The sequence below is a fragment of the Terrabacter sp. NPDC000476 genome (genome assembly GCF_040300125.1).
GTDB lineage: Bacteria > Actinomycetota > Actinomycetes > Actinomycetales > Dermatophilaceae > Terrabacter.
Map to the genome: position 1 here is coordinate 596807 of NZ_JBEPDF010000003.1, position 26946 is coordinate 623752.

The following is a 26946-nucleotide window of genomic DNA, read 5'->3' on the forward strand; positions in this document are numbered from 1 at the left end:
GCTGCACGCGCCGGCCTCATCGAGGCGTGGCCCGCACCAGGGTCGCGCGGGAGGGGTAGTAGAGCACGCCGTCGGTCTCGCGGACCCGCGGCGGGGACACCCCGGAGGAGGCGATGGTGCCCACCTCGAGGGTCTCCACGTCGACTGTGAAGAGGCCGCCACGGGTCGCCACGACGACGCGGCCCGGCACGGCCGCCAGGTCGACCGTCCGGTAGGTGGGGGTGTCGGCCTCGCGGGCCGGCACGAGCGGCACGCGGCGTAGCGTGGCGCCGGTGTCCGGGTCGAGCTCGAACAGGGTCGTCGACGTGGCGGCCCACAGGCGGCCGCTCGCATCGACGAGGACGGCGGCGAAGGCCTGGGCTCCGTCGAGCGGCGCGACGTGCCATTGGGTGGTCCCCGTGTCGAGGTCGTAGGCGAAGACCTCCGCGCTCGAGGTCTCGGGCTGCACGCCGAGCCCGCCCCAGCGCGAGGTGCCGCCGAAGACGACGGAACCGCTCGAGGCGAGGGCGACCACGCTCTGCTCGGGGACGGGGCACCAAACCGTGCGCGGAGTCGTCGCCGCACCGTCGAACCAGCCCAGGACGCCGCCGAGCCGGCCGTAGCGCGGGATCGTGCCGAACACGGTGCGACTGCCGGCTGTCGTCCACGCGATGGGCCGGTCCTGACCGAGCGTCGTGCCGAACGTGGCGAGCAGCCGAGGGTTCTGCCCGTCGACCCACGGACGCGTGGCGTCGCGGCGGAAGATCCGCGCGGACGTGTAGCTGCCGAAGTAGTCGTATTGCCCGTTCGAGACCATGCCCTCCACCTCCCCGAAGGCGTCCCTGCCCACCGGGTCGGAGATGAGCGGGGTCAGGTGAGGGTCGGCCTGCGTCGGGTCGAGGATCGAGAGGTTCGAGCCGCCGAAGCCGCCGACGAGCACCTCGCCGCGAGAGCCGATCGCGAGCGACTTGATCGGCACGGCCGTGGGGCGCAGGCGGATGGTGAAGGTCCGCACGGCAGCCTGTGGGAGCGGTCCCGACGTGACGGCGGGCAGCACCCCGGCATTGACGGCGGTGACCGTGGAGAGGCCGTCGTAGGAGATGACCCAGTCGCCGAGCACGCCGCCGATCCGGGTGCGGGCCACGGTGCGGTCGCGGGCCGCGCCCGCCGCGAGCAGCGCCACCGGACGCTTCGCGCCGGGCCCGGCCAGCCGGGGGTCGACCCGCCAGAGGCGTCCGTTCGTCACGTAGTAGAACGGGCTGCCGGGCACCGTCGTCGTCGTCGGGGTCTGCTCGATCGTCTGGCCGGTGGCGTCGAGCGCCAGCGGTACGTCCCACGTGCGCGCGACGGTGTCATAGACCGCCCGACGGCCCTCGGGAAGCCGGGCGGCGAGGTAGCGGCCGTGGAGGTCGAGGGTGACGACGAAGCCACTGGTGACGGGCTCCGGGAGGTCGATGACCTCACGGCGTGACGGGTCGGTCGCCGAGATGCGGACGATGTCGGGTCGCGTGGCGCCCGTGCCGACGTAGACCCAGTCGCGGTCGACGGCGATGCTCCGCGCGTACTCGTGGCCCCCGCCGACGGGGTCCGGCGCCGAGAAGGACTGGCCGGCGGGGTCGAAGGACCACACCTCACCACCCGGGTAGCTGGCCCCCCAGATCCGGCCGTCCGGGCCGGTGGCGAGGTCGAAGACGAGCGTGGCGTCTGGCGTCGCCCGGCCGAGGTCGACAAGGGTCCGGGCGGCGAGGTCGAAGCGGGCCAGGTGCCCCCCGCCGGAGCCGACGTAGACCGAGCGGCGGTCGAGGCTCTCGGTCAGGGCCCAGCCGTGCACGAGCCCGGGTAGCGGCGTGCTGTCCTCGACCTGCCCGGTCTGGAGGTCGGCCAGCTGGAGCGTCGCCGGTGCACCCGAGACCACGGTGACGAGCTTCGGCCGACCCGCGACGTCGACGACCCGTGAGGTCGTCGTCGTCGTGAAGCCGTCCAGCCGGGCCACCGGTGAGGGCTGCCACGTCGTGGCCGGCGCGCTGGGGGAGGGCTGCAGCGACACGTCGTCCCAGGCCGCGGTCCCGGTGCCCGCCTCGCTCGTCGAGAGCTCGACGCTGGCCCAGGCCGCGGTGTCGGGGGCCGTCGCCGTCGTCAGCAGCTGCTGCCAGCCTGCGCCGTCCGGTGCGCGCACGGGTGCACCGGGCGTGCCGAGGGGCTCCATGGCCGCGTCGAACCATCGGACCGTCAGGCTGGGGGTCGGGGCGCCGCCCGACCCGGTGCGCACCCAGGCCGCGACGCGCACCCCGACCGACGGCGCAACCTGGACGAGGGAGGTGCGCGCCGTGGCGGCCGTCGACGTCGACCGGTCGGTGAGCAGCAGGGACGCAGAGCCGCTCCGGTGGACCGCGGTGCTGCGCTCCGCGGTCGTCCCGTCCGCCGAGGCGCAGCGCCACGACGTCGGGCAGCCGCCCTCGGGGTCGCCGGCAGCGCGCGACTGCTCGAACCCGCCGTTCGGAACCGTCGTGTCGACCGCGACGAGGTCGTCCCAGTCGACGTCGCTGGCCCTGCCGCCCTCCGCGGACAGCATCAGCGAGGCCGACGTGGTCCCGGCGGGTGCGGTGCCGGTGACCGCGACGCGGGACCAGAGGCCCGTGGTGGGGCCGGTCGTGGCCTCCACGGCGTCGAGCAGCCGCCCGTCCGCGCCGTGGAACGTGAGGCTCAGCCGCCCACCTCCCGCGGAGACGAGCGCGAAGGCGCCGGCGGCATACGACCGCCCGGCGCTCGCCGTCACGTGCGGGTAGGTGGCGGCCGCCAGGGGCGCCGCCCCGGTGCCGGAGACACGCAGGGACGACGCACCGCTGCGCGCCCGGGCGGACGTCAGGCCCACGTCGCCGTCACCCGGGCTGAGGCGCCAGCCCAAGGCGCCGGGATCGCTCTCGAAGTCGCCCGGGACGAGCGTCGGCGTGGCCCGCTCGGGTCGCGGTGCCCCGCGGTCGAGCAGGAGCGCCACCGCCGCGCCCGTGGTGAGCAACGCGGCCACGACGAGCGCGATGACGAGCCGGCGCTTCATCCGTCTCCCCTCGTGGGTCTCGGGTCCTGCGACGCGGCTGGTCGTGTCGTCGTGCCGGTCAGGGCCCGCCAGCCGCTGCGCGTCTCAGGCGCCGAAGTCAGGCAGCCGGCGGCCGACGCCGAGCAGCTCGGCGATGGCCGCCACGGAGCGGGCGGCGGCCTGGCCGTCGCCGTAGGGGTTCACGGCGTTCGCCATCGACGCGTAGTGGTCGGCGTCCGACGCGAGCGCGCTCACCTCGGCGACGATGCGCTCCTCGTCGGTGCCGATGAGCTTGACGGTGCCGGCGTCGACCGCCTCGGGACGCTCGGTGTTCTCGCGCATGACGAGCACGGGCTTGCCGAGGGAGGGAGCCTCCTCCTGCACGCCGCCGGAGTCGGTGAGCACGATCGTCGACGCCGCCATCATCCGGGTGAACTCGCCGTAGGCGAGCGGCTCGGTGACGAGCACGTTGTCGAGGCCGTCGAGCGAGGGCAGCACGGCCTCGCGGACGATGGGGTTGCGGTGGGCCGGCAGCACGACGGAGTAGTGCGGGAAGTCGCGCGCCAGGCGGGCGACCGCCCGGCCGACGACCTCCATGACGTGCCAGTTCTCGCGGCGGTGGGTCGTCACGAGCAGCACCGGGCGGCCGGAGTCCTCGATCGCCTTGAGGGCCGGGTCGCTGAACGGGATGTCCTGCTCGACGGTGTGCAGCAGGGCGTCGATGACGGTGTTGCCGGTGACGGCGATCGTCGCAGGATCGATGTTCTCGCGGAGCAGGTTGTCGCGCGAGGTCGTCGTCGGGGCGAGGTGCAGAGCGGTGACCTGCGAGGTGATCTTGCGGTTCGCCTCCTCGGGGAAGGGCGAGTGGATGTCGCCGCTGCGCAGCCCGGCCTCGACGTGCACGACGGGGATCTGGCGGTAGAACGCCGCGATCGACGCCGCCGCCACCGTCGAGGTGTCGCCCTGGACGACGACGGCGTCGGGCGCCTCCGCCTCGAGCACGGCGTCGAGGCCGTCGAAGACCTTCGACATCAGGGCGTTGAGCGTCTGGCGGTGGGCGAAGACGTTGAGGTCGTGGTCGGGGACGATGCCGAAGATCTCGTTGACCTGGTCGAGCATCTCGCGGTGCTGGCCCGTCACGACGGTGACCGATTCGAGCACGTCGCTGGCCTCGAGGGCCTTGATGACCGGGGCCACCTTGATCGCCTCGGGGCGGGTGCCGTAGATCGTCATGATTCGCTTCGTCATGTCCTCATCCCTGTCTCGCCCGGCGGCGCGCGGCGCGCCCCCGGGGAATCTCCGTCTCGCGCGGCGGCTGAGACTCGCTGAGCCTGGCGCGGGCGTCCTCGAGGAGGCCGGCCGCCTTCTCGGTCTCGCCCTTGGCGATGTTCCACGCCCACCAGCGGTAGGCACGGGCCGTCTCGTAGGCCGGACCGTCGGCGACCATCTGCCCCTCGTGCAGCCAGATGGCGCGTGTGCACATCTCCTCGATGGTCTGCGCGGCGTGCGAGACGAGGAAGATCGTGCCGGCGTCGGCCCGGATCTCGGCCATCTTCTTCTCGCTGCGCTCCTTGCTCGCCGCGTCGCCGGTGGCGAGGGCCTCGTCGATGAGCAGGATGTGCGGCCGGGCGGCGGCGGAGATCGCGAAGCGCAGGCGTGCGGCCATGCCGGAGGAGTACGTCTTCATCGGCAGGTGGATCGAGCGGCCGATGCCGGCGAGCTCGACGACCTCGGGAATGGCCTCTTTCACCTCCGCGGGAGTCTTGCCCATCGCGAGCAGGCCCAGGCGCACGTTGGCCATGCCCGACATCTCGGGGAGGAGCGCGGCGTTGACGCCGAGGAACGACGGTGTCTCGGTCGCGAGCACCGTGCCACGCGTCGGCGTCTCGAGGCCGGCCATGATGCGCAGCAGCGTGCTCTTGCCCGACCCGTTGTGCCCGACGATGCCGACGGACTCGCCCGACCGGGCGACGAACGACACGTCGTCGACCGCGCGGACCGTGACGTTGCGGGCGAGACCGAGGCGGCGCGCGAGGCGCGTGCGCCTGTCGCCGCCGCCCGACTCCGAGCTGGGCACGCGGTAGTGGACCGAGAGCCGCGAGACGACGACCGAGGGTCGGCCGAGCGGCACCTCGATCCCCTTCTTCGGCTCGTCGCCGGAGCCGTGCTCCGCGCCGGTGCCGACGTCCTGGACGTCGTCGTCCCGGGCCGCGTCCTCGACGTCCGCGCCGGTGATCGCCTGGTCACTCACGGCCGTACTCCTCCTCCGCCTGCCAGAAGTAGAGGAAGCCGAAGATCGGCGTGAAGACGGCCCACGCGGCCAGGGTCAGCCAGAGCTTGAGGTCGGGCGTCGTGCCGTAGAGCAGGAGCTCGCGCGACAGCTCGAGGGCGCAGTAGGCCGGGTTGAGCTGGAGGATCTCGAGCACGGTCGGGTGGGTGATGAAGCGGTCGAGCGAGAACATCACGCCGGACCCGTAGCGCCAGAGCCCGGAGAAGAAGCTCATCAGCATCCGCATGTCCGGGATGGCGTTGGTGAGCCGGGCTGCGTAGAGCACGAGGCCTGCGTTGAACAGCACCTGCAGCACGAAGACGAGGGGGAAGAGCGCCCACCGCCACGTCACGTTCGCGTGGGGCGGGATGAGCAGGATCATCGCCATCATCGTCAGCACCACGGGGAACATCGAGATCGCCTCGCGGATGACGAGGCCGAGCGGGATCGCCGCCCGCGGGAACGAGAACGCGCGGATCAGGGTCTTGCCGCCGACCATCACCGTCGAGCCACCGGTGAGCGCGCGGCCGGTGAAGGAGAACATGAAGACGCCGATGAGGAGGAAGCCGATGTAGTTCGGCACCCCGTTCGAGGTGCCCAGGATGACCCCGAAGATGACGTAGAACATCAGGCCGTCGAGGATCGGCCGCCCGACGAGCCAGAAGCGGCCGAGGATCGTGTCACGGTTGCCGCTGAACGCGCGAGCGCGGGCGTCGGCCCAGATGAAGTACCGCCGGCCCCAGAGGGCCGCGACGTACCTGCCGAGCGACGGACGCTGACCGACGGGCTTGAGCCGGGCGACGTCGACGGCGTCGAAGTCCGCCGTGCCGACGTCGGCCAGCGCCGACTGGATCCTGCTGCGTCGCCGCATCAACGATCGCTCCCAAGGTGCTCGTAGAGGTTCCGGTACCGCGCCGCCAGACCCTGCCACGTGCGGGTGGCGGCGAAGGCGCGCCCGGCGTCGCCGAGGCGGCGGCGCAGGGGCTCATCGTCGAGCAGCGTCTGAAGTCTAGTGGCCAGATCCTGGGCGTCCTCTGGGCGCGCGAGCAGGCCCGTGCCGGGAACGGCGACGATCTCGGCGAGCGCCGGCAGGTCGCTCGCGACGACGGGCCGACCCGCGGCCATCGCCTCGATCGGCTTGAGCGGGGTGACGGTGCGGCACACGTCGACGTCCTGACGCGGCACGACGAAGACGTCGAGGGCGCGGTGCCAGGCCGCGGCCTCCGTGCGGTCGACCCGGCCGGGCAGCACCACGACCCCCGACAGGCCGAGGCGGTCGACCTGCGCCTGCAGCGCCGGTCGGGCCGTGCCGTCACCGACGACGGCGCAGCGGACGTCGAGGCCCCGGGCCCGAAGGAGCGCCACCGCGTCGACGAGCACGTCGATGCCCTCGTACGCGACGAGGGACGAGACGGTGCCCACCCAGAAGCCGTCGGCCGGCAGCCCGAGCGCACGGCGGGCGTCGCGGGCGGCGACGGTGGCGGAGAGGAGGCCCTCGTCGACGGCGTTGGGCATGACGCTGATCGACCCGGCCGGCACCCCCCGCTCGACGAGGTCGCGCCGCAGCGCCTCCGACAGCACCACGACGTGGTCGGCCGCGAGCGACATCTCCGTCTCCTTGTCGTGGCAGAGCCGGAAGCGCTCGCTCTGCAGCGCGGCCGCCTGCTCGCCCGCCGGCCTCGACGCGAGCCACGTCTTCTCGAGCTGGCCCCGCACCTCGTAGACCCACGGCACGCCCGTGGCCTCCGAGACCGCCTGTGCGACAAGGGCGTTCGGGAAGTGGGTCGTCGTGTGGATGGCCGTGGGCCGGAAGCGCTCGACGTGCGGCAGCAGCATCTCGACCGTCTGGGAGAGCCGCTCCTCGATCGTCGGCGCCATCCGCCCCGGCACCAGTCGTCGGTACGTGATGCCGTCGACGACCTCCGACTCGAGCGCACCCGGAAGCCCGATCGTGACGGGGTAGCCGAGCCGGGTGACCGCCTCGACCTCGATGCCGGCCGCGCGCTGGGCGCGCAGGATCGAGTGCGAGCGCAGCGCGTAGCCCGAGCTCGTGCGGGGCACGCTGTTCGTCAGCAGGTGCAGCACCCGCGGCCCGCTCCCGCTCCCGTATGCCGGGGCCCGGGAGCCGCCGTCCCGCCCGTCGCGCACCCGGGCCGCCGCGGATGGAGCGTTCGGGACCGGGAGCCGGAAACCGGGTGTCATGGTGCGGCGGTCGGAGGTGAGTCGGGCGTGCTGGCGACGGGCCGCGCCGCCGCTCGCACCCTCGAGCACCTCGAGAGCGGCCGTGAGGTCGCCTCGGCTCCACGCGGCCCGGGCCAGCGCCGAGGCCGGTGCGTCGTCGCCGAGCGCCTGGCCGACCTGCACCGCGAGCTCCGCGGCGAGCCGTCGACCTGCCGCCGTGCGCGGGCTCACCTGCGCGAGCAGCGACCGCACCTCGGCCGGGCGGTCGGCGAGGAAGTAGCCGAGGGCCTGGCGCAGGGACGGGTCGGTGGCGTCGTCGCGAAGGACGAGTCCCGACGCGCGGGTGCGAGCGCGGAGGGGGAGGCGCCGCACCGCCTGCACGGCGAGCAGCGCGGGGTCGTCCTGGGCGTTGCGCCAGGCGACGTGCGCCAGCAGGCGCAGCTGGCGCAGGCGCCGTGCGGCGTTGCCGCGGGACGTGGCTCCGGTCATGCGCCCACCACCTCGTGGAGCACGTCGAGGTAACGACCGGCCAGCCGGTCGTCACTGGCGTGCTCGCGCACCCAGTCGCGGGGTCCCGCGCCGACGCAGAGCCGGTCGGGGTCGTCGACGAGCGTCTTCCACAGGTCGGCGAGCGCCTGCGCGTCGCCGGGAGGACTCACGTGACCGGCGCCGGTGCGCTCCACGATGTCGGCCGCCTCGCCGGCGACCGACGCGGAGACGTGCACGCCCAGCGACATGGCCTCGTAGAGCTTCGACGGGACGGTGAGCGACAGCCCCCGCCAGGCGCGCAGCACGACGAGCACCGAGTCGGCCCAGGCGTACTGCTCGACGAGCTCGGCCCGGGGCACGGTGCCCCGCACGTCGACGGGGGCGTCGAGGCGCCGAGCCAGCTCGGCCAGCACCTGGCCCTCGGCCCCGGCGCCGACGATGCGCACGCGCACGGGCATGCCTGCGCGGGCGGCGAGGCTCGCGGCCTTGACCACGGTCGAGAGCCCCTGGGCGCGGCCGAGCGTGCCGGCATACAGCACGCGGAGCGTCCCGTCGGGCTCACGCGCCGGCCGGCCGGTCCAACCGAGCAGAGGGTGGGCGCCGTTGCGCACGACGTGCACCGAGCGCACGCCGCGGTCACGGAGGGTGTCGGCGAAGCTGTCGGTCGTCGTGACGACCGCGGTGCCGCGTCGCTGCAGGCCGGTGGCCACGCGGTGCACGGCTGACATCCCGGCGCGGCGCGCCGTGTCCCGGGCCCCGTCACGCAGGCGGTCGAGGCTGCCGCGCGGCGCCGGGTGCGGCCGGGGCGCGATGGCGTCGCCGGCGGCGCCGTGCGCGGTCTCGGGAGCGGGCAGGTCGTGCGGAGACGCGAGCTCCCACTCCTCGGCCACGTCGAGCAGGTCGGGCCACGCGTCCCTCATCTCCACGACGAGCGGCACGCGCAGCGCCGTCGCCACGGCGCTGCCGGCTGCGAGCATGGGGAGGGAGGGCACCGTCGCGACGACGACGTCCGGGCGGTGGCGCCGGAAGCGGCTGACGGCCAGACGCGTGGCGCTCGTGGCCGCGACGAGCTGGTCGGCGAACCGGGATCCCACCTCGGTGTCGTAGGCGAGGAAGGCGGTGCGGTGCACGGTCTCCCCGTGCCGGCCGACGTGGACGGCGCCCGGGCCGAGGTCGGCGTGCGCGGGGTCGAGCGGACCGCGGGGGTAGTGCGGCGGGGGAGCGAGGACGCTCACCTCGTGCCCGGCGCGCACGAAGCGCTCGACGAGCGATGCCCACCGCTGCTGCGGCGCCCCGACCTCCGGCTCGTAGTAGTGGCTGAGCAGCAGGATCCTCACTGTCCGTCGGCGCCCTGATCGCCGGTGCCACCGGCGTCGGACGGTGGCGGCGTGCTCGGCTCGGTCGGCGTCGGCGTCGGGTCGGGCGTCGGGGTCGCGGGGTCGGTCGTGGACGGCTCGGGCGTGCCCGTGCCCGGATCGGTCGGCGTCGGCGTCGGCTCCGGTTCGGTGGTCGGGTCCACGGGCGGCGGCGTGTACGGCGGCCGCGGACGCGTCGGCACCGGCGTGTACGAGGGCAACGGCGCCGCCGGGGTGGTCGAGCTCACGGCCGGCGCGGGTGCGACCGGGTCGGGGGCGGTGCCACCGAGGGCGCGGTAGACGGCGAGCCCCCAGAGCTCACCGCCGCGCTGGTTGACGCTGGGCGGGTCGACGACGGAGACGAACTGGTTGGGGTCACCGGCCTTGCGCAGGGCGGCGGCGACGTCGATCGTGGCGACCCCCTGGGTCTTGGCCCAGGCGCGGGCGGCCTCACGCACGACGCCGCTGACGTCGTCGCGCTCGGGTGCCTGCAGCACGGTCGCGACGGGCACCCCGGGCCAGCGCGTGCTGATGGCCTTGTACGTCGTGGCGAGGTGGCTCGCGATGTTGTCGGCCGAGTCGTCGCGCCCGTAGCTGAGCAGCACGGCGTCGGGGCGCTGGGGCACGAGGAACGAGAGGCGCTTGACGGCGTAGTCGGCGGGCGCGCTGCGGCGGCTGCCGTTCCAGATGGTGAAGGTCGAGCCCTTCTTGCCGTAGGTCAGCTGGTCCGCGTAGCGCGTGGGGTCGGAGGTGTCGAGGTTGTGCAGGACGACCTGGTGGTCACGGCCGAGGAGCGTGCCGAGGGCCGTCACCCACTCGCCCTCCTCGTCGCCCGTGCCGTCCCCGAGCACGGCGAGCGTCACCGGGCGGGTCGCCGTGGCGAGGCGCGTGAGCGGCATCGACGCCACGACCCTCGTGGGGGCGGCCACCGTCGGCGGTGCCGTCGTCGTGGACGTGGCGCGCGTCGGGGTGGGCGTCGGCTCGGGAAGGGTGTCCGACCGCCCCGCCGTGAGCATGACGACGCCGGTGACGAGCAGCACGTTCACCGCCACCGCGAGCAGCCCCAGAGAGAGGTCGGTCCCCTTGAATCGACGCATGCGCCACATTGTGCCGTGCACGGGGTCGGGACGACGAACCGGCGGCCGCCGGCGCCGCTCAGATCTCGAGCTCGTCACGCACCTGCGACCAGCGTGCCCCGCTGTTGCCGAGACGCGGGAGGAAGACGTAGAGCACGCCCACGCCGGCGAGCAGGACGAGCGAGACGAGCCGGGTCTGGCGCCCGGCGCCGAGCAGGCCCGGCAGGGTGAGCAGCGCGCACACGAGCGTCAGAGCACCCACGACGCACGAGGTGCGCAGGTGGCTCCAGCCGGCGTGGGTCAGCCGCTGGTAGACGTGCAGCCGGTGCGGCTCGAAGATGCGGTCGCCGTTCGCCATCCGGCGCACGAGCGTCGTCAGGGAGTCGGTGAGCAGGATGACGAGCGGCGCGACGAGGACCTCCACGGGCGCGCCCGCGAGGAGCAGCCACACGCTGAGGACCGCCCAGATCGCGCCGAGGGCGTAGGAGCCGACGTCACCGAGGAAGACCCGCGCCTGGGGCACGTTGAAGGGCAGGAAGCCGAGCGACCCGCCGAGCACGGCGGCGGCGAGCAGGGCCGCCGCGGGCACGTCCGTGACGAGCGCGACGACGGCGTACCACCCCGACGTGATGACGGCGTGCCCGGAGACGAGCCCGTTGATGCCGTCCATGAAGTTCGTGACGTTGACGAGGACGATCGTGCCGAGCACCACGAGCGGCACCCAGAAGGCGGTCCGGTGGGCCACGATGGGGGCCGTCGTCGCCCAGACCACCGCCACGAGGGCCTGCGCACCGAGCCGCGGCACGACCGAGAGCGTGCGCAGGTCGTCGACGAGTCCGATGGCAGCCATCGCGACGATGGGCAGCACCGCGAAGGCGAGGTCGCGCACGACCGTGTTCGCGATCTCGGGGGTGAGGAGGACGCCGAGGAGGCTGACGCAGGCGGCGGCGACGATGCCGAGGCCGCCGCCGCGGGGGGTCGGCACGGCGTGCATCGAGCGGTCGACGGGCACGTCGACGACGCCGCGGGCGCGCAGCAGCGGCAGGAGCGCGAGGATCGTGGCGACGGACACGAGCAGACCACCGACGCTGGTGGCGAGAACGGGGGCGGTCATGAGTGCGAGGTCCAGGCCGTTCGGTCGTGGCGGTCGGGGGAGTGGTGGGCCGCGTCGTCGTCCTCCGGCACGGGTGTCGGCACGGGAGTCGGCTCGGACGGCAGCTCTGTGGTCGACCCGGTGCCGGCTGGCGAGGCCTCCTCGTGGAGGGTGGCGGCCGGGGGCGCGACCACGCCCACGGCGTCGCGCAGCCAGTCCCGCACGAGCTGGACGCCGCCGGAGCTGACGACACCGGCACGCAGCTCGGTGATGTCGAGCAGGAGGTCGCGCGGCAGCACGGGGATGCGCACCCGGCTGATGAGCGGGTGGAAGGGCCGCTCGTCGGGCTCGTCGGCCGCGAGCGTCGTCTCGGAGAGCTTCTCGCCCGGGCGGGCGCCCGTGTAGACGATGCGCGGCTCGGCGAAGCCCTGCAGGGCCGCGAACCGGCGGGCCAGCTGCTCGATGTTGTGGGCCGTGCCCATGTCGAGCACGAGGCCGTCGCCCGTCTCGCCGTCGACCGCGGCCTGCAGCACGAGCTGGCACGCCTCGTGCACCGTCATGAAGTAGCGCGTCATGTCCGGCGAGGTGATGGTGATGGGCCGGCCGGCCGCGAGCTGCGCCGCGAACGTCGTCAGGGCAGAGCCGCGCGAGCCGAGCACGTTGCCGAAGCGCACCGACATGTAGCGGGCGTCCTCGGAGGCCGTCGTGCCGAAGGTCGCGGTGAGCAGCTCGGTCGTCCGCTTCGTGTAGCCGAGCACGCTGCGTGGGTCGGCCGCCTTGTCGGTGGAGATGTTGACGAAGCGGTCGACGTCGGCGGCGACGCAGGCGCGCAGCAGGTCGGCCGTGGCGACGACGTTGGTGAGGAAGGCCTCGGCCGGGAAGCGCTCGGCCAGCGTCAGGTGCTTGATCGCCGCCGCGTGGAACACGACGTCGGGACGGATGTCGGTGATGAGGTCGGTGATGAAGCCGGGCGTGCGCAGGTCGCCGAGCACGAGGTCGCGCGACTCGAGGGCGCCCTGCCCGTCGATCGAGAGCTGCACCGCGTGCAGGAGGCTGTCGTCCCGGTCGGTCATCACGAGCCGGGCGGGGGAGTACTGCGCGATCTCGCGGCAGAGCTGTGAGCCGATCGAGCCGCCGGCGCCCGTGACGAGCACGGTCTTGCCGTCGAGGTAGCTCGCGATGGCCTCGGTGTTCGTCTCGACCGAGCCGCGGCCGAGGAGGTCCTCGAGGAGCACCGGACGGAACGCCTGGCGCGGTAGCTCGACCTGCGACCCGACTCGGCGGCCGGGGCTCGCGGGCGCGCCCTCGGAGGTCAGCATCTCGGAGAACGAGGGCAGCACGAGCAGCTCGCAACCGCTGTCGGCGGCGACCTGCACGACGCGCTCGACGGTGGCCGCCGGCGCGGACGGGATGGCGAAGAGGATGATCTCGGCCTCGCTCGAGCGCACGACCTCCGCGAGGTCGTCGATGCGCCCTGCCACCCGCACCCCGAGGACGCCGAGGTGCCGCTTGGCGGGGTCGTCGTCGACGAGGGCGACCGGGTGGAGGGCGGCACGGGCGTCCTGCAGCATCATCGCGACGGCCTGCTGACCACCCGAGCCGGCGCCGACGACCACGGCGCGGCGCCCGCCGCGGCGGTCGCGCCGCTGGCGGGCGCGGTGGATGCGCACGGCGGCGTAGCGCAGCACGAGCCACGCCGACCCCGCCGAGGGCGCGATGGTGACGGCGACCGAGAGCGGCACGATCGAGGGGTCGGTGAGCACCGATGCCGCGCTCAGTGACGCACCGAGGCAGAGCGCGGTGATGCCGAGGCCCAGCATCTCGTCGGTGCTGGCCCAGCGGTAGCGGCGCGCGACGAGCAGTCCGTAGGTCACGAGGTAGACGGCGGCCGACAGCCCCATCGCGAGGGCGACGCCCGGCCGGTTCTTCACCGAGAACGTCAGGTCGTAGCGCGCGGCCGCGAGCACGGCGAGCACGAGCACCAGGAGCGCGACGTCGAGCAGCATGAGCAGCAGCCGCGGCCACCTGGGTGCCCGCGGTCCGATCGCGATGCTCGGCATGCTCACCGTGATCGTCGGCCTACTTGTAGGACTGCAGCGCGTCGGTGCGGATGGCCTCGCCGAGCTGGTCCATCTTCACCTCGTCGACGACGTCGATCGACTGGCCGTCGGGGCTGGTGCCGAAGCCGGTGAAGGGCGCGGTGACGAAGCGGATGTCGCTGCCGCGAAGCCCGCGCAGCGCGAAGGCCTCGGATCGCATCGTGCCGACGTCGAGCTTCTGGTCGACCGTGAGGTTGTCGGTCGCGGCCTCGACGAAGTTCTTGAACTGCACCGGGTTGGTCAGCGTGTCCTTGCTCAGCGTCTTGAGCATGAGGGCCTTGACGAAGGCGAGCTGGCGCTGGCCGCGGGAGATGTCCCCCTCGCTCAGCTGCTTGCGCTCTCGGACGAAGGCGAGCGCCATGTCGCCGTCCATGTGCATGACGCCCTTGGTGAACGTGTAGCCGGCCGAGACGCTCGGCTCGGCCACGTTGACCTCGACGCCGCCGACGGCATCCGTCATGCTCTTGAAGCCCTCGAAACCGAGCATCGCGACGTGGTCGACGCGGATGCCCAGCATGTTCTGCATCGTGGAGACGAGCAGGGGAGCGCCGCCGAACGCGTACGCGGCGTTGAGCTTGTTCTTCCCCTTGCCCGGGATCGACACGTAGAGGTCGCGCGGGAAGTGGATGAGGGTGACGTCGCGGTGGTCGGCGGGCACGTGCACGAGGACCATGACGTCGGAGCGTGCGCCGCTGCGCCCCGGGCCTGCGTCGTTGCCGATGATGAGGTAGTTCGTGCCGTTGCCCTCCGGCTGCGCCACGACGCTGCCGTCGTCGGCGGTGGGCTGGTTGTTGCCGTCGGGCAGGAGCAGCTCCTGCTTGACGTTGTTCGTCACGATGTGGTTGAGCCAGGCCAGGTAGCCGCCTACGGCGAGCACCGGCACGAGGATCAGCACCAGGGCCGCGACCAGGATCTTGCGGTTGCGCCGCTTCTCGCGCGTGGGGACGTGCCCGTCGTCGCCCGTGTCGGGGTCGTCGAGGTGGTCCTCGTCCCCGAAGAGATGGGCCTCGTCCTCGTGTTCGCGCGTCCTGTCCACGCGGGCCAGTGTACGGCGCCGGCCTCCCCGCGCTCGCCGGTCGCCAAGGGATGAATCGGACTTTATATACCAAACACTATATATCCGGTTTTAATGGGGGTTACCGTGCGTCCGTGACCCCCACTCCCCGGCTGCTGAGCAGCGCCCTCGCCCGGTGCCACCGCGCCCTCGGCCTCGTCCCCGTCCGTGACGCCCGGCCCCTCGGGCGCGATCGTCCCACCCGGACCGCCACCGTGGCGGCGTCGGTCCTCGTGCTGGCGTCCGGGGCGCTCGTCGCGACCTCGCCCCACGGGCAGGCCCTCGAGCCCGTCACCTCGGGCTACGCCGCCGGCGACTTCGAGACCGCCGGTCTGACCCCGCAGGGCTGGACGGTGAGCGCACCGTCGCCGAACCGTGTCGTCGTCTCGTCGAGCCGGGCGATCAGCGGCGTCCGGTCGCTCCTCGTCGAGGACACCTCGACGACGGCGCCCGTCACGGTGACCCGCGCGAAGTTCACCGTCGTCCCCGGGGTGGCCTACCACGCGCAGGGCTACGGCTACACGACCCGGGGCGTGCAGAACCTCGGGATCGTGTTCTACGACGCCGCGGGCAACCGCGTCGGAAGTGCGACCACGCCCAGCAGCGGGGCGGTCATGGTGTGGTCGCGCACCGAGGTGCACGCCACGGCGCCGGCCACGGCGCGAACGGCGACGATCCAGCTGTCGTCGACGAGCGGGGCGCTGTCCCAGGTCTGGTGGGACGCCGTCAGCGTCATCAACCCGACGATGCCCAACAACAGCTTCGAGTCCCTGCCCACAGAGACGGCGCCGGTGCCGGGCTGGTCCACCTACGGCTCCGGCGGGGCCACCGTCGCCCTGTCGAGCGCCCAGGCGAAGGTCGGCGGTCGGTCCATCGAGCTGACCGACATGTCGCCGACGGGGATCGCCATGGTGAGCAGCTCGCTCGTGCCCGCCTTCGCCGGGGTCGCCCACGACGTGCGGGCCTACGTCCGCCCGACGAAGGGGGCGTTCTCCCTCAACGTCCGCTGGTACGACGCCGCGCGCAAGTTCATCGGGATGCAGCGGTTGCCGGTCTCCAAGGCGCTCAACGTCTGGAGTCTCGTGTACTCCCGGGTCACCGCTCCCAACAACGCCCAGTACGTCGCCGTCCAGCTGACGACCGCCGTCACGGGCAGCTCGTCCGGCGCGTGGGACGCCGTCTCCGTCACCCCGAGCCCGGGGGCCACCGTCACGTCGTACTCCTCGACGTCGCACGGTGAGCCCCTCGACGCCTTCTCGAACTCGAACGTCACGGGCACCACCGTCATCGGTGGCCGCGCCAAGCTCTTCACGCTCGTCTCCGGCTACCCCGGCGAGTTCCAGCTCGCCGACGTCGAGACGGGCCGCGTCGAGACGCGACTGCCGGCCCCGGGCATGGACGTCGGCTGGGCCATGACCAAGACCGACGACGGCGCCGTCTACCTCGGTGGCAGCGGTGGTCACCTGTGGCGCTACCGCCCCGGGGCCGGCGAGCTCGAGGACCTCGGTCAGGTGGCCGACCGGGCCAGCACCGTGTGGGATCTCGAGACGGCTCCCGACGGCCGCGTGTGGGGCGTGTCGTACCCCGGCTCCCAGCTGTGGTCCTACAGCCCCTCGAGCGGCACCTTCGACCGGCTCGGCAGCGTCAGCGACACCCACGACTACGCCCGCAGCCTCGCTGTCGACGGCCGCTACGCCTACGTCGGCGTCGGCTCGGGCCACCCGACGATCATCCGCGTCGACCTGACCGACCCGTCGTCGAAGGTGGAGATCCCGCTGCCGACGCCCGTGACCTCCGGCAACGTCACCGAGCTCGAGCTGCTCGGCCGCTACCTCATGGTCCGGGCGCCCTCCGGCGTCACCGCGTCGGGAGCGAAGTACGCCGGCGAGCGCCGCCTCTACGACACCCGCACGGGCAGCTGGGACGTCGCCGCGAACATGGCCGCGCAGACGCCGAGCGAGCTCGACTCGCAGGGCCGTTTCTACTACCTCAGCTACAAGCAGCTCTGGGCCGTCGACGGATCCACCGGTGAGAAGACGGCCGTGGCCCCGACGAGCATGGTCGCCGGGCGCGACCGCATGGTGCTCCGGGCCACCATCGACGGCGTCGCGGGGGAGTGGATGCTCGCCTACGACCCCTACGGCACGGTGCGGGCCATCGAGCTGGGCAGCTTCGCCGAGCGCAGCTTCCCGGTCGGTTTCCTCGCGACGAAGATGCGCATCAAGTCCCTCGACCAGGGGCCCGGCGGCTCGGTCTACGCCGGCGGCTTCGGCGGGTCGAGCCTGGCCGTCGTGCAGCCCGACACCGGCGATCGCGCGCAGTACCCGGCGACCGCAGCCCCCGCCGTGAGTCCCGGGGCGGGGGTCATCGGCGAGGTGGAGGGCACGGCTGCGCACGGTCACTACCAGTACCTCGGCACGTACACCGACGGGAAGGTGTTCCGGTACGACACGAGCCAGCCCTGGGTCGACGGCTCCAACCCGACGCTGCTGACGACCCTGGGGACGAGTGAGCGCCAGGACCGGCCCATGGCCTGGGCGTCGGCCGGGTCGCGGACCTTCTTCGGCACGGTCCCGAAGTACGGCGTCCTCGGCGGCGTCCTCGGCATCTTCGACGACGACGCGTCCGCCCCGGTCATCGTGCCGGCCCCGGTCGCCGACCAGAGCATCATCGGCCTGGCCGCTGCCGGCGACGTCGTCTACGGCGGCACGTCCCGCTGGGGTGGGCTCGGTGCGACGCCGACCCAGGCCTCGGCCAAGGTCTTCGCCTACGACGCGTCGACGCGGCGAAAGCTGTGGGAGACGGCGCCCATCCCGGGGGCCCAGGCGTTCGGCGCCGTGTCGATGGGCCCGAACGGGTCGCTGTGGGCGGCGTCCGGGCCGCTCCTCGTCGAGCTCGACCCCCGCACGGGCGCCGTGCTGCGCAAGGTGATGATCTACCCGGCTCCGCCGACGACCGGCGCCGTCTACCGCAACGCCGACCTCGTGTACGCCGACGGCGTGTTCTACCTGGCTGCGATGGACAAGGTCTACGTCGTCGACCCCGTCACGCTGCGGGTGACCGCGGCCGTTCCGAGCGGAGTGAGCATCCCGCGGCTCGCTCTCTCGGGCGACCGGATCTACTACGCCTCGGGCACCGTCCTCAAGTCGATGAACCGCTGACCCGACGGGACGCCCGTGCCACCCGTCGGGGTGGTGCGGGCGTCCCGTATACCAGACGCCGAACGAGGATGAGTGAGCGGATGCCCCCTTTATCACTTTCGATGCGACCTGTCAGGCGAATGACCGGTACGCTCTCGCGCGTGTTTCCCCTCAACGCATCCTCCCCTCCCGTCCCCCAGGCCCGTCGATCGCGACGGGGGGCCGCCGTCGTCGGTGTCACCCTCGCCGCGCTCGTCGGGCTCGTCGCCGGGGGCTCCGTCCCGGCCGGCGCCCTCGAGAAGGTCACCTCCGGAGCCTCCTACGGCGACTTCGAGACCGTCGGGCTGACGCCCCAGGGCTGGTCGGTCAGTGCGCCGAGCCCCAACCGTGGGGTGGTGTCCAGCAGCCGGTCGATCTCCGGCGCGCGCTCCCTCCTCGTCGAGGACACCTCCACGAGCCGAGGCGCGGTCGTGGCTCGACGGCTCGCCGTGCGTCCGGGCGCGAACTACCACGCGCAGGGCTACGCCTACACGACTCGTGGTGCGCAGACCCTGAGCCTGACCTTCGCGGACGCGGCGGGACGGGTCATCGCCCGCCACTCGACCCCGTCGACGGGTGCTGCCATGGTGTGGTCGCGCGTCGAGGTCCATGCCAAGGCGCCCGCGGCAGCCCGTAGCGTCGTGGTGCAGGTGTCGTCGTCGAACGCCGCGGTCTCGACGCTGTGGTGGGACTCCATCTCGGTGATCAGCCCCGCCGTCGTCAACGCCGGCTTCGAGTCGGTCCCCACGGCCACGGCTCCGGTGCCGGGCTGGAGCCGTTTCGCGTCGGGTGGCGCCACGGCGGGGGTGACGACGAGCCAGTCGCGGTTGGGCAGCCGCTCGCTGCACCTCGCCGACCGCACGACGGCCGGCTTCGCGCTGGTCCGCAGCGCCAAGGTCCGGGTCTTCCCCGCCGTCAGCCACGACGTGCGCGCCTGGGTGCGGCCGACCGCCGGCGCGCTGACGGAGACGGTGCGGTGGTACGACAGCGCCCAGCGCCTGGTGCGTTCGCAGGGCTACAGCGTCTCGGGCCGCCTCAACGCGTGGAACCTCGTGTCACGCAGACTCACCGCGCCGCAGAACGCCCACTACGCCACGGTCGAGTTCGGCACGACGCGGGCCGGGACGGGCACGGCGGACTGGGACGCCGTCTCGGTGCTTCCCGCGGCGGGAGCGAAGGTGAGGACCTACCCGACGGGTGTCCTGAGCCAACCGCTCGACGGGTTCTCCAACACGAACGTCACCGCGGCGACCGTCGTCGGAGGCCGCGCGAAGCTCTTCACCATCGTCGCCGGCATGCCGGCCGAGCTGCAGATGATCGACGTCCAGTCGGGGTCCGTCGAGGTCCGTCGGGCCCTGCCCGGCGTGACGTCGGGCTGGGCACTCACGACCGGCTCCGACGGCAGCCTCTACGCCGCTGGTTCGGGGGGTCACCTGTTCCGCTACCTCCCCGCGAGCAAGACCCTCCGTGACCTCGGGCGCGTCACGAGCAGGGCCACGACGGTCTGGGACCTGGAGCGCGGCGCCGACGGCCGCATCTGGGGTGTGTCGTACCCCGGCTCGGAGCTCTGGTCCTACAACCCGAGCACCAACCGTGTCACGTCCCTCGGCTCGGTGAGCACGGCCCACGCCTACGCCCGCAGCCTCGCCGTCTCGGGTTCCTACGCCTACGTCGGCGTCGGCTCCACCTACCCGGCCGTCATCCGCGTCTCGCTCTCGACCGGGGCGAAGACGCGCATCGGCCTCCCCGTGCCCGTCACGGCGGGCACCGTGAGCGACGTCGAGCTGCTCGGGCGCTACCTGCTCGTCCGGACGCCTGCCGGGACCAACGCCTCGGGCGGGCGCTACGCCGGCGAGCGTCGCCTCTACGACACCCGTACCGGCTCGTGGAACGTCGCGGCGAACATGCCGGCCCAGACGCCGTCGTCGCTCGACCCCTCCGGCCGCTTCTACTACTTCAGCTACAAGCAGCTGTGGGCCGTCAACTCCGCCACGGGCGCCAAGGCGGCCGTGGCGAGCACCACGATGAACCCGGGCCGCGACCGGCACGTCGTGACGGCCACCCTCGGCGGGGTCTCGGGTCGGTGGCTGCTCGCCTACGACCCGGCCGGCGTGGTCCGGGCCATCAACCTCTCGACACACCGCACGGGCCTCTACTCGGTGAAGTTCCGCTCGACGAAGATGCGTCTCAAGACGCTCGAGGAGGGCGCTCGCGGCGCGGTCTACGCCGGTGGCTTCGGTGGGCCGAGCCTGGCGGTCATGAGTCCCACGACGGGTACCGGCCCGCAGTACCCGGCCCGCTCCGGCGTCCGCAACTCGATCGGTGAGGTCGAGGGCACCAAGGCGCACGGCTCGTTCGAGTACATCGGCACGTACACGGGCGGCAACGTCTTCCGCTACGACACGACCAAGCCGTGGGTCGACGGCTCGAACCCCCGCCTCGTCGCGTCCCTCGGCACGAGCCACAAGCAGGACCGCCCGCTGGCCTGGGCGACGGCGGGTTCACGCACCTTCTTCGGCACCGTGCCGAAGTACGGGGTGCGCGGCGGGGTGCTGGGCTACTTCACCTCGGACTCGTCGGCCGCGACGATCGTCCCGCAGCCCGTCGCCGGCCACAGCGTCGTCAGCCTCGCGGCGTCGGGCAACGTCGTCTACGGCGGCACGTCGCGCTGGGGCGGCCTCGGCGCCGCACCGGCCGGTGGAGCGGCCCGTGTCTTCGCCTACGACGCGTCGAGCAGGCGCAAGCTGTGGGAGTCGACACCGATCTCGGGCGCCCAGTCGATCGGCGCCCTGACGATGGGACCCAACGGCTCGCTCTGGGCCGCCTCCGGCCCGTTGCTCGTCGAGCTCGACCGGCGCACCGGTGCGGTGGTGCGGCGGGTCATGGTCTACCCGGCTCCCGCCACGAGCGGCGCGGTCTACCGCAACGCCGACCTGGTCTACGCCGACGGGGTCTTCTACCTCGCCGCGATGGACCGCGTCTACGTCGTGGACCCGGCGACACTTCGCGTCACGGCGGCCGTGCCGAGCGGCATGAGCACCCAGCGCCTGGCCGTCACCGGCAGCCGGGTGCTCTACCCGGCCGGCACCTCGGTGCGCTACTTCAACCGCTGACGACCGTGCCTCGGGCGCTGCCTACACTGTCCGCCATGGCACGGGGACAGGGGCAGCGCCCGAGGGCCGGTGGCGACCTGCCCGTCGCCGCGGCCTTCGTCGGCGGGTTCGTGCTCTACGTCTGGCTGCTCACGCGTCTGACCGAGCCGCTCGTCACCGTGCTCTCGTTCGTCTCGGGTGGCCACCCGAAGGTCTACGCCGCGCTGCTCGCCGCGCTCACCGGCCTGCCCGGCCTGCTGCTGACGCTGCCCCGCGCGCTGGCCCCGCAGGTGCCCTTCGTGCGCGCGTCGGTCCGCAGCCGACGCCAGCTCGCGCTGCACCGCAGGTCGTATGCCGTGCCCGACGTTCTCGGCGTCGCCGCGCTCCTGCTCGCGCAGGTCCCGCTGCCCGCGCCCTGGGGGCCGGCGGGCAAGGCGGCCACGATCGCCAACGTGACGCGCAGCCCCGCGATCGTCGAGCTGAGCGCGCTCTTCGCCACGTGGTCGCTCGTCGTGCTCGCGGTCGGGATCGCCGCGGCCGCGATCGTGCGGGTCTACGGCCACGCGGCCGCGTACCGGGTGATCGGCATCATCCTCGCCGGCGGCGCCCCGGTCGTCGCGTGGTTCGCGGTGGTACGCGCCATCGCCTGACCGGCGTCGACCGGCGTCGACCGCCGTCGACCGGCGTCGACCGGCAAGGTGACCGGCGCTGACCGGCAAGGTGACCCGTGGCAGAGCCTCGCCGTGGAGTCCACGACAATGGACGCCATGCGCATCATCACGGCGAACGTCAACGGCATCCGGGCAGCAGCGCGACGGGGCGCCGTGCCGTGGCTCGTCGCGGCCGAGCCCGACGTGCTGTGCCTCCAGGAGGTGCGCGCCGACGACACCGAGCTCGCGAAGGTGCTCGCGGAGGCCGGTTTCGGCCACTGGTCCGTCGCCCACACCGAGGGGTCGGCGAAGGGTCGCGCCGGCGTCGCCGTCGCCACCCGGGAGCCCCACCTCGCCCAGCGCGTCGGCATCGACGGCCTGCACGCGGACGAGGGCCGGTGGGTGGAGGTCGACGTCGCGACCGCGCGCGGACCGCTCACGCTCGTGTCGGCATACGTGCACACGGGCGAGGCGGAGACGCCGCGGCAGGACGCGAAGCACGCCTTCCTCGACGCGATGACGGCGCGGATGGCGCGTGCGGCGCAGGCCGGCGAGCTGATGGTCGTCACCGGCGACCTCAACGTCGCCCACCGCGAGGCCGACCTCAAGAACTGGAAGGGCAACCTGCGCAAGGCCGGCTTCCTGCCGTCCGAGCGCGCCTACTTCGACGGCTGGTTCGACGACGGCGCCTGGGTCGACGTGCCCCGCTCCCTCGCGGGGGAGGGCCCCGGCCCCTACACGTGGTGGTCGTGGCGGGGGAAGGCGTTCGACAACGACGCGGGCTGGCGCATCGACTACCAGCTGGCGACCGCACCGCTCGCGGCCCTCGCGACGACGGCGAGCGTCGGGCGCGCCCCGACGTACGCCGAGCGGTGGAGCGACCACGCGCCGGTCGTCGTCGACTACGCGGTCTGAGCCGAGCCGCCCCCCCGAACCGCCCCCCGAACCGCCCCCGAGCCGCCCCCTGGGCGACCCGGGCGCCCTCGCCCCGATTGGGGCCGCACGACGACGATGGGCCAGAATGCACGCATGTCCTCGACGCCGACCGCCCCGCACGCGCCCCGCAGCCTCTCGGGCATGCAGCCGACGAGCGACTCGCTCCACCTCGGCAACTACATCGGGGCGCTCGTCGAGTGGGTGCGGCTGCAGGAGACGCACGACGCCTTCTACTTCGTCGCCGACCTGCACGCCCTGACGGTCGCGACCGAGCCCGAGCTGCTGCGCCGGCGCACCCGGCTCACCGCGGCCCAGTTCATCGCCGGTGGCGTCGACCCCGGGCGGTCGGTGCTCTTCGTGCAGAGCCACATCTCCCAGCACACCGAGCTGAACTGGATCCTCAGCTGCCTCACGGGTTTCGGCGAGGCGAGCCGGATGACCCAGTTCAAGGACAAGTCGGCCAAGGGGACCAACACCAACGTCGGGCTCTTCACCTACCCGGTGCTGCAGGCCGCCGACATCCTCGTCTACGACGCCGACGTCGTGCCCGTCGGCGAGGACCAGCGTCAGCACCTCGAGCTCTCGCGCGACCTCGCCGGCCGCTTCAACCAGCGTTTCGGCGACACGCTCGTCGTGCCGGACCCGCACATCATGAAGGCGACGGCGAAGATCCAGGACCTGCAGGACCCGACGGCGAAGATGAGCAAGTCGGCCGCCAGCGACGCGGGACTCGTCAGTCTCCTCGACGAGCCCAACCGCATCGCCAAGAAGATCCGCTCGGCCGTCACCGACACCGAGCGCGAGATCCGCTTCGACGAGGACGCCAAGCCCGGCATCTCCAACCTCCTGTCGATCCACGCGGCCCTCAGCGGCACGCCGGTCGCGCACCTCGAGGCGCAGTACGAGGGGCGTGGCTACGGCGACCTCAAGAAGGACGTCGCCGAGATCGTCGTCGAGAAGGTCACGCCGTTCCGCGAGCGCACGCTCGAGCTGATGGCCGACGAGGCCGAGCTCGACCGCATCCTCGCCGACGGCGCCGACCGGGCCCGCGAGGTCGCCGAGGCGACGGTCCAGCGGGTCTACGACAAGGTCGGGCTGCTCCGCCGTCCCGGTCGCTGAATCCCCTCCGACCCAGAGGTGTCGTCGACAGGCCCGTTCGATACGGTCGGGGGCGTGACTGACGCGCGCCCCACGACGATCGGCGTCTCCATCCCGATCCCCTCGCCCTACGGCGAGTTCCTCCAGGCCCGCCGCGCCGACTTCGGCGACCCGGCGGCCTGGCAGATCCCGGCGCACATCACCCTCCTGCCGCCGACCGAGGTCGACGAGCCCGCGCTGCAGGCCTTCCACGACCACTGCGCGAAGGTCGCCGAGGCCCACGCCCCCTTCGACGTGCTGCTCCGCGGCACCGGCACCTTCCGACCGCTCTCCGACGTCGTCTTCATCCAGGTGGCCCAGGGCGTCTCGGCGTGCGAGAGCCTCGAGCGTGGGCTGCGCTCCGGCCCGGTCCTGCGCGACCTCGAGTTCTACTACCACCCGCACGTGACCGTGGCGCACAACGTCGACGAGGCGGGCCTCGACCGCGCGTTCACCGAGCTCGCCGACTACTCCGTGCTCTTCCGCGTCGACGCCTTCCACCTCTACGAGCTCGGCGCCGACGCGGTGTGGCGGCCGACCCACGACTTCCCGCTCGGCGGCTGAGCGTGGGAGCGCTGCAGCGCCTCGTCCAGAGGCTCCTCGACCGCCTCAAGCAGACCGAGGCCTGGGAGGCCTGGCAGCGCTACGGCAGCGCCAACGGCGACCTCCTCGCGGCCGGTGTGGGCTACTTCGCCTTCTTCTCGATCTTTCCCGCGCTCGCGCTGGCCTTCGCGATCTTCGGCTTCGTGCTCCAGGGCCGCCCCGACCTGCTGACGGCCATCGCCGACTCGCTCAACGCCGCCCTGCCGGGCATGGTCCGCACGGCGAGCACGCCGGACGGCATCATCGGCCTCGAGGCGCCGGCCAGCCTCACCCTGACCATCACCGGCATCGTCTCGTTCGTCACCCTGCTGTTGGCCGGCCTCGGCTGGATCGGGGCGCTGCGCACCGGCATCCGGGGCGTCTTCGGCCTCGACTCGTCGGCGGGCGGGGTGGTCGGCACCAAGGTGCGCGACCTCGGCGTGCTCGTCACCCTCGGCGTCGCGATCGCCGCGTCGGCGATCCTCACGAGCGCCGCGGGCGGCTTCGCCGAGCGCGTCGCCGACTGGATCGGCCTGCCGCAGGCCGGGGTGTTCGTCGGGCTCGTGGGCGTCGTCGTCGGCGTCCTCTTCGACACCCTGATCCTCGTCGTGATGCTCCGCGTGCTGACCGACGTGCCGCTGCCGATGCGCCACGTGCGCGACGGGGCGGTGCTGGGCGCGGTGATCCTGACGCTCCTCAAGCTCTTCGGCGGCTTCCTCATCAGCCGCACGACGGCCAACCCGCTCCTCGGTGCCGTCGCCGTCGCCGTGGGGCTGCTCTTCTGGCTCAACCTCATGTCGAAGGTCGTGCTGCTCTCGGCCGCCTGGGCCGCCAACGACGTCGACGTGGCCGCCCTCGCCGGCGACGGGGAGCCCACCGGCCCGCCGCGCCCCGTGCGCCCCGCCTTCGTCGCCCCGCTGCCGGCGCACGCCGACGCCACCGCGCTCCCGTATGCCGGCGCCGCCCCTCGGGCGCCCGCCGTGGCCGACCGCGCCGGCGAGGGCCCACCCGCGGCCCGCGCGACCGACCGGGTCAGCCTCGCCGCCGGCGCCGTGATCGGCGCGGCCGCCGCCACCGCGGCCGTCACCGCCCGCCGCCTCCGCCGCCGCTGACCCAACACCCCCCGACGCCCGCAACACCCCGAGACTCCCGTAACACACCGAGAAAGATCCAACTCACCGCGATCCGATCCCGGTGAGTTGGATCCTTCTCGGTGTGTTGCGGGGCGGGGCGGGCGGGGCGGGGCGGGCGGGTCAGGTGCGGTGACGACCGCGGCGCCTCGAGCGGAGCGCCGGGACGGCGAGCGCCCCGCCGCCGGTGACGACGAGCCCGAGCAGGGCGATGCCGGCCAGGGTCATCGTGCCGTCGTCCACGGGCGTGCCCGCGTCGGCGGCGGCCACCGGCTGCGGGGTGCCGGTCGGCGTGCTCGGCTCCGTCCCGGGATTCGTGGCGGTCACCGACCCGTCGGGCCCGTCGGGCCCGTCGGGCCCGGTGGGGAGCCGGGGGATCGCCGGGGCGGCGGTCGGCGGCGTCGCCTCGCCGGGCTCGACGAGCCGGCCCACGGGGGTGACCCGGTCGGCGTTGGCGAAACCCCAGTCGAGCAGGGCCGCCGTGGGCTTCCACGACCCGGTGACGCTGCCCATCTGCGCGACGACGAGCGTGCGGCCGCCGCGCGTGGCGGCGCCGATGAAGGTGTGCTGCGCCCGGTCGGTGCGGCCCGGCTTGATCCCGATCGTGCCGGGGTAGTGCCGCAGCAGCTCGTTGATGTTGTAGACGTGGAACGCCGGCCAGACCTTGCCGGAGCGGTCCTTGCCGCCGGGGAAGACGGTGTCGCGCTTGACGATCGCGGCCCGGAAGCTCGGCAGCCGCATGGCGTTGCGTCCGATGAGGGCGAGGTCGTAGGCGCTGGAGCGCTGCGCGCCCTCGTCGAGCCCGCTCGGGTCGACCGTCAGGGTGTCGTGCGCGCCGATCCGCGCCGCCTCCTCGTTCATGAGCGCGACGGTTCGGTCGTAGCCGCCGGCCGCGTCGGCGAGCGCGTAGACGGCGTCGTTGGCGGAGAACATCAGCATGGCGTCGACGAGCGCGCTGACGGGGTAGCGGTTGCCGGCGAGGATGCCGACGCGCGAGCCGGCTGCCGACTGGGCGTCCTCCTTGGCGACGACGACCCGCCTGGGGTCGAGGCGCGGCAGCAGGGTCAGTGCGGTCAGCGTCTTCAGGGTGCTCGCCGGCCGCAGCCAGGCGTGCGGCGACTTGGCGGCGAGGATCTCGCCGCTGTCGAGGTCGGCGACGACGTAGGAGACGTCGTAGACCTCGGGTGGCGCCGGCGTCGCCGGAGGAGCGTCGACGACGACCCCGTCGGAGGCCAGCTGCGCCCCGCCGACGACCGAGTCGGGGGCCCACTGCGGGTGCGCGAAGGGCTTGGGCGGTGCGTTGCGGCATACGACCCTCGGCTCGGGCGCCGGCGTGGGCGTGGCGTGCGGGCGGCCCGCCGTCGAGGCGCTGCCCGTGGGTGGCCCGGTCGGCGCGGCCGGCGTGGCGGTGGCCCTGACCTCGTCCGTGGGGAACACCCGCGGCGTCAGCACGACGCCCGGTGGCACCGTCGTCGGCACCTGCCAGGGCCGGCAGGCGGGCGACGCGGCCGGCGCGGCCGGTGCGCCTGCGACGGCGGGGGACGACCCGGCATACGCGGTCGTCGGCGTGGCCAGCGCGATCGACACGAGCGCCCCGAGCGACACCAGGGT

The 26946-nt window shown here is 73.3% G+C and carries 18 protein-coding genes; 7 read left to right on the plus strand and 11 right to left on the minus strand.

Going from position 1 to position 26946, the window contains the following annotated elements; translation table 11 throughout:
* Positions 1 to 16: 16 nt before the first annotated feature.
* From ABT295_RS18675 to ABT295_RS18720, 10 genes are all read right to left on the minus strand, one after another.
* On the minus strand, positions 17 to 3034 hold the full coding sequence (locus ABT295_RS18675) for a hypothetical protein (protein WP_352395896.1): 3018 nt from the start codon (positions 3032 to 3034) through the stop codon (positions 17 to 19).
* 84 nt (positions 3035 to 3118) lie between these two features.
* Positions 3119 to 4261 (minus strand): non-hydrolyzing UDP-N-acetylglucosamine 2-epimerase, encoded by a 1143-nt coding sequence (wecB, locus tag ABT295_RS18680; RefSeq protein WP_352395897.1) that lies wholly within the window; start codon positions 4259 to 4261, stop codon positions 3119 to 3121.
* Positions 4262 to 4265: 4 nt separating this feature from the next.
* A complete protein-coding gene (locus ABT295_RS18685) occupies positions 4266 to 5264 on the minus strand; it encodes an ABC transporter ATP-binding protein (protein ID WP_352395898.1) in 999 nt (332 codons plus the stop codon).
* Positions 5257 to 6153 carry an ABC transporter permease gene (locus ABT295_RS18690; protein ID WP_352395899.1) on the minus strand — a complete coding sequence of 299 codons (897 nt, stop codon included), beginning with the start codon at positions 6151 to 6153 and terminating at the stop codon, positions 5257 to 5259. Before ABT295_RS18690 ends, ABT295_RS18685 begins: the two co-directional genes overlap by 8 nt.
* A complete protein-coding gene (locus ABT295_RS18695; RefSeq protein WP_352395900.1) occupies positions 6153 to 7952 on the minus strand; it encodes a glycosyltransferase family 4 protein in 1800 nt (599 codons plus the stop codon). The genes ABT295_RS18690 and ABT295_RS18695 overlap by 1 nt, the downstream gene beginning before the upstream one ends.
* Positions 7949 to 9289 carry a glycosyltransferase family 4 protein gene (locus tag ABT295_RS18700; protein WP_352395901.1) on the minus strand — a complete coding sequence of 447 codons (1341 nt, stop codon included), beginning with the start codon at positions 9287 to 9289 and terminating at the stop codon, positions 7949 to 7951. The genes ABT295_RS18695 and ABT295_RS18700 overlap by 4 nt, the downstream gene beginning before the upstream one ends.
* The gene (locus ABT295_RS18705) at positions 9286 to 10404 is read right to left on the minus strand and encodes an SGNH/GDSL hydrolase family protein (RefSeq protein ID WP_352395902.1); all 1119 of its coding nucleotides are present in this window, start codon (positions 10402 to 10404) and stop codon (positions 9286 to 9288) included. Before ABT295_RS18705 ends, ABT295_RS18700 begins: the two co-directional genes overlap by 4 nt.
* 58 nt (positions 10405 to 10462) lie before the next feature.
* A complete protein-coding gene (locus tag ABT295_RS18710) occupies positions 10463 to 11497 on the minus strand; it encodes an MraY family glycosyltransferase (RefSeq protein WP_352395903.1) in 1035 nt (344 codons plus the stop codon).
* Complete coding sequence (locus tag ABT295_RS18715; RefSeq protein ID WP_352395951.1) at positions 11494 to 13536, minus strand: polysaccharide biosynthesis protein; 2043 nt, start codon at positions 13534 to 13536, stop codon at positions 11494 to 11496. The genes ABT295_RS18710 and ABT295_RS18715 overlap by 4 nt, the downstream gene beginning before the upstream one ends.
* Positions 13537 to 13555: 19 nt before the next feature.
* Positions 13556 to 14611 (minus strand): LCP family protein, encoded by a 1056-nt coding sequence (locus ABT295_RS18720; protein WP_352395904.1) that lies wholly within the window; start codon positions 14609 to 14611, stop codon positions 13556 to 13558.
* 113 nt (positions 14612 to 14724) lie between these two features.
* Between ABT295_RS18720 and ABT295_RS18725 the strand changes: the two genes are divergently transcribed.
* The 7 genes from ABT295_RS18725 (at position 14725) to ABT295_RS18755 (ending at position 25317) form a co-directional block, all read left to right on the plus strand.
* Positions 14725 to 17790, plus strand: coding sequence for an NHL repeat-containing protein (locus ABT295_RS18725; protein ID WP_352395905.1), 3066 nt, complete (start codon positions 14725 to 14727; stop codon positions 17788 to 17790).
* A gap of 140 nt (positions 17791 to 17930) precedes the next feature.
* Positions 17931 to 20921 carry an RHS repeat domain-containing protein gene (locus ABT295_RS18730; protein WP_352395906.1) on the plus strand — a complete coding sequence of 997 codons (2991 nt, stop codon included), beginning with the start codon at positions 17931 to 17933 and terminating at the stop codon, positions 20919 to 20921.
* Positions 20922 to 20956: 35 nt separating this feature from the next.
* The gene (locus ABT295_RS18735; RefSeq protein WP_352395907.1) at positions 20957 to 21550 is read left to right on the plus strand and encodes a hypothetical protein; all 594 of its coding nucleotides are present in this window, start codon (positions 20957 to 20959) and stop codon (positions 21548 to 21550) included.
* Positions 21551 to 21667: 117 nt separating this feature from the next.
* Positions 21668 to 22465 (plus strand): exodeoxyribonuclease III, encoded by a 798-nt coding sequence (locus ABT295_RS18740; RefSeq protein WP_352395908.1) that lies wholly within the window; start codon positions 21668 to 21670, stop codon positions 22463 to 22465.
* A gap of 96 nt (positions 22466 to 22561) precedes the next feature.
* On the plus strand, positions 22562 to 23605 hold the full coding sequence (gene trpS / locus ABT295_RS18745; protein ID WP_502991208.1) for a tryptophan--tRNA ligase: 1044 nt from the start codon (positions 22562 to 22564) through the stop codon (positions 23603 to 23605).
* Between the two features lie 54 nt (positions 23606 to 23659).
* Positions 23660 to 24187 (plus strand): 2'-5' RNA ligase family protein, encoded by a 528-nt coding sequence (locus ABT295_RS18750; RefSeq protein ID WP_352395910.1) that lies wholly within the window; start codon positions 23660 to 23662, stop codon positions 24185 to 24187.
* Between the two features lie 2 nt (positions 24188 to 24189).
* Complete coding sequence (locus ABT295_RS18755; protein ID WP_352395911.1) at positions 24190 to 25317, plus strand: YihY/virulence factor BrkB family protein; 1128 nt, start codon at positions 24190 to 24192, stop codon at positions 25315 to 25317.
* A gap of 141 nt (positions 25318 to 25458) precedes the next feature.
* Here the strand turns inward: ABT295_RS18755 and ABT295_RS18760 are convergent, their stop codons facing one another.
* Positions 25459 to 26940: a D-alanyl-D-alanine carboxypeptidase family protein gene (locus ABT295_RS18760; RefSeq protein ID WP_352395912.1), complete on the minus strand. Its 1482-nt coding sequence runs from the start codon at positions 26938 to 26940 to the stop codon at positions 25459 to 25461.
* Between the last annotated feature and the right edge of the window lie 6 nt (positions 26941 to 26946).

Excerpts from the sequence above, each read along its gene's own strand:
- ABT295_RS18675 (WP_352395896.1), bottom strand. The coding sequence starts at position 3,034 with ATGAAGCGCCGGCTCGTCATCGCGCTCGTCGTGGCCGCGTTGCTCACC.
- wecB (WP_352395897.1), bottom strand. The coding sequence starts at position 4,261 with ATGACGAAGCGAATCATGACGATCTACGGCACCCGCCCCGAGGCGATC.
- ABT295_RS18690 (WP_352395899.1), bottom strand. The coding sequence starts at position 6,153 with ATGCGGCGACGCAGCAGGATCCAGTCGGCGCTGGCCGACGTCGGCACG.
- ABT295_RS18695 (WP_352395900.1), bottom strand. The coding sequence starts at position 7,952 with ATGACCGGAGCCACGTCCCGCGGCAACGCCGCACGGCGCCTGCGCCAG.
- ABT295_RS18705 (WP_352395902.1), bottom strand. The coding sequence starts at position 10,404 with ATGCGTCGATTCAAGGGGACCGACCTCTCTCTGGGGCTGCTCGCGGTG.
- ABT295_RS18710 (WP_352395903.1), bottom strand. The coding sequence starts at position 11,497 with ATGACCGCCCCCGTTCTCGCCACCAGCGTCGGTGGTCTGCTCGTGTCC.
- ABT295_RS18715 (WP_352395951.1), bottom strand. The coding sequence starts at position 13,536 with ATGCCGAGCATCGCGATCGGACCGCGGGCACCCAGGTGGCCGCGGCTG.
- ABT295_RS18735 (WP_352395907.1), top strand. The coding sequence starts at position 20,957 with ATGGCACGGGGACAGGGGCAGCGCCCGAGGGCCGGTGGCGACCTGCCC.
- ABT295_RS18740 (WP_352395908.1), top strand. The coding sequence starts at position 21,668 with ATGCGCATCATCACGGCGAACGTCAACGGCATCCGGGCAGCAGCGCGA.
- trpS (WP_502991208.1), top strand. The coding sequence starts at position 22,562 with ATGGGCCAGAATGCACGCATGTCCTCGACGCCGACCGCCCCGCACGCG.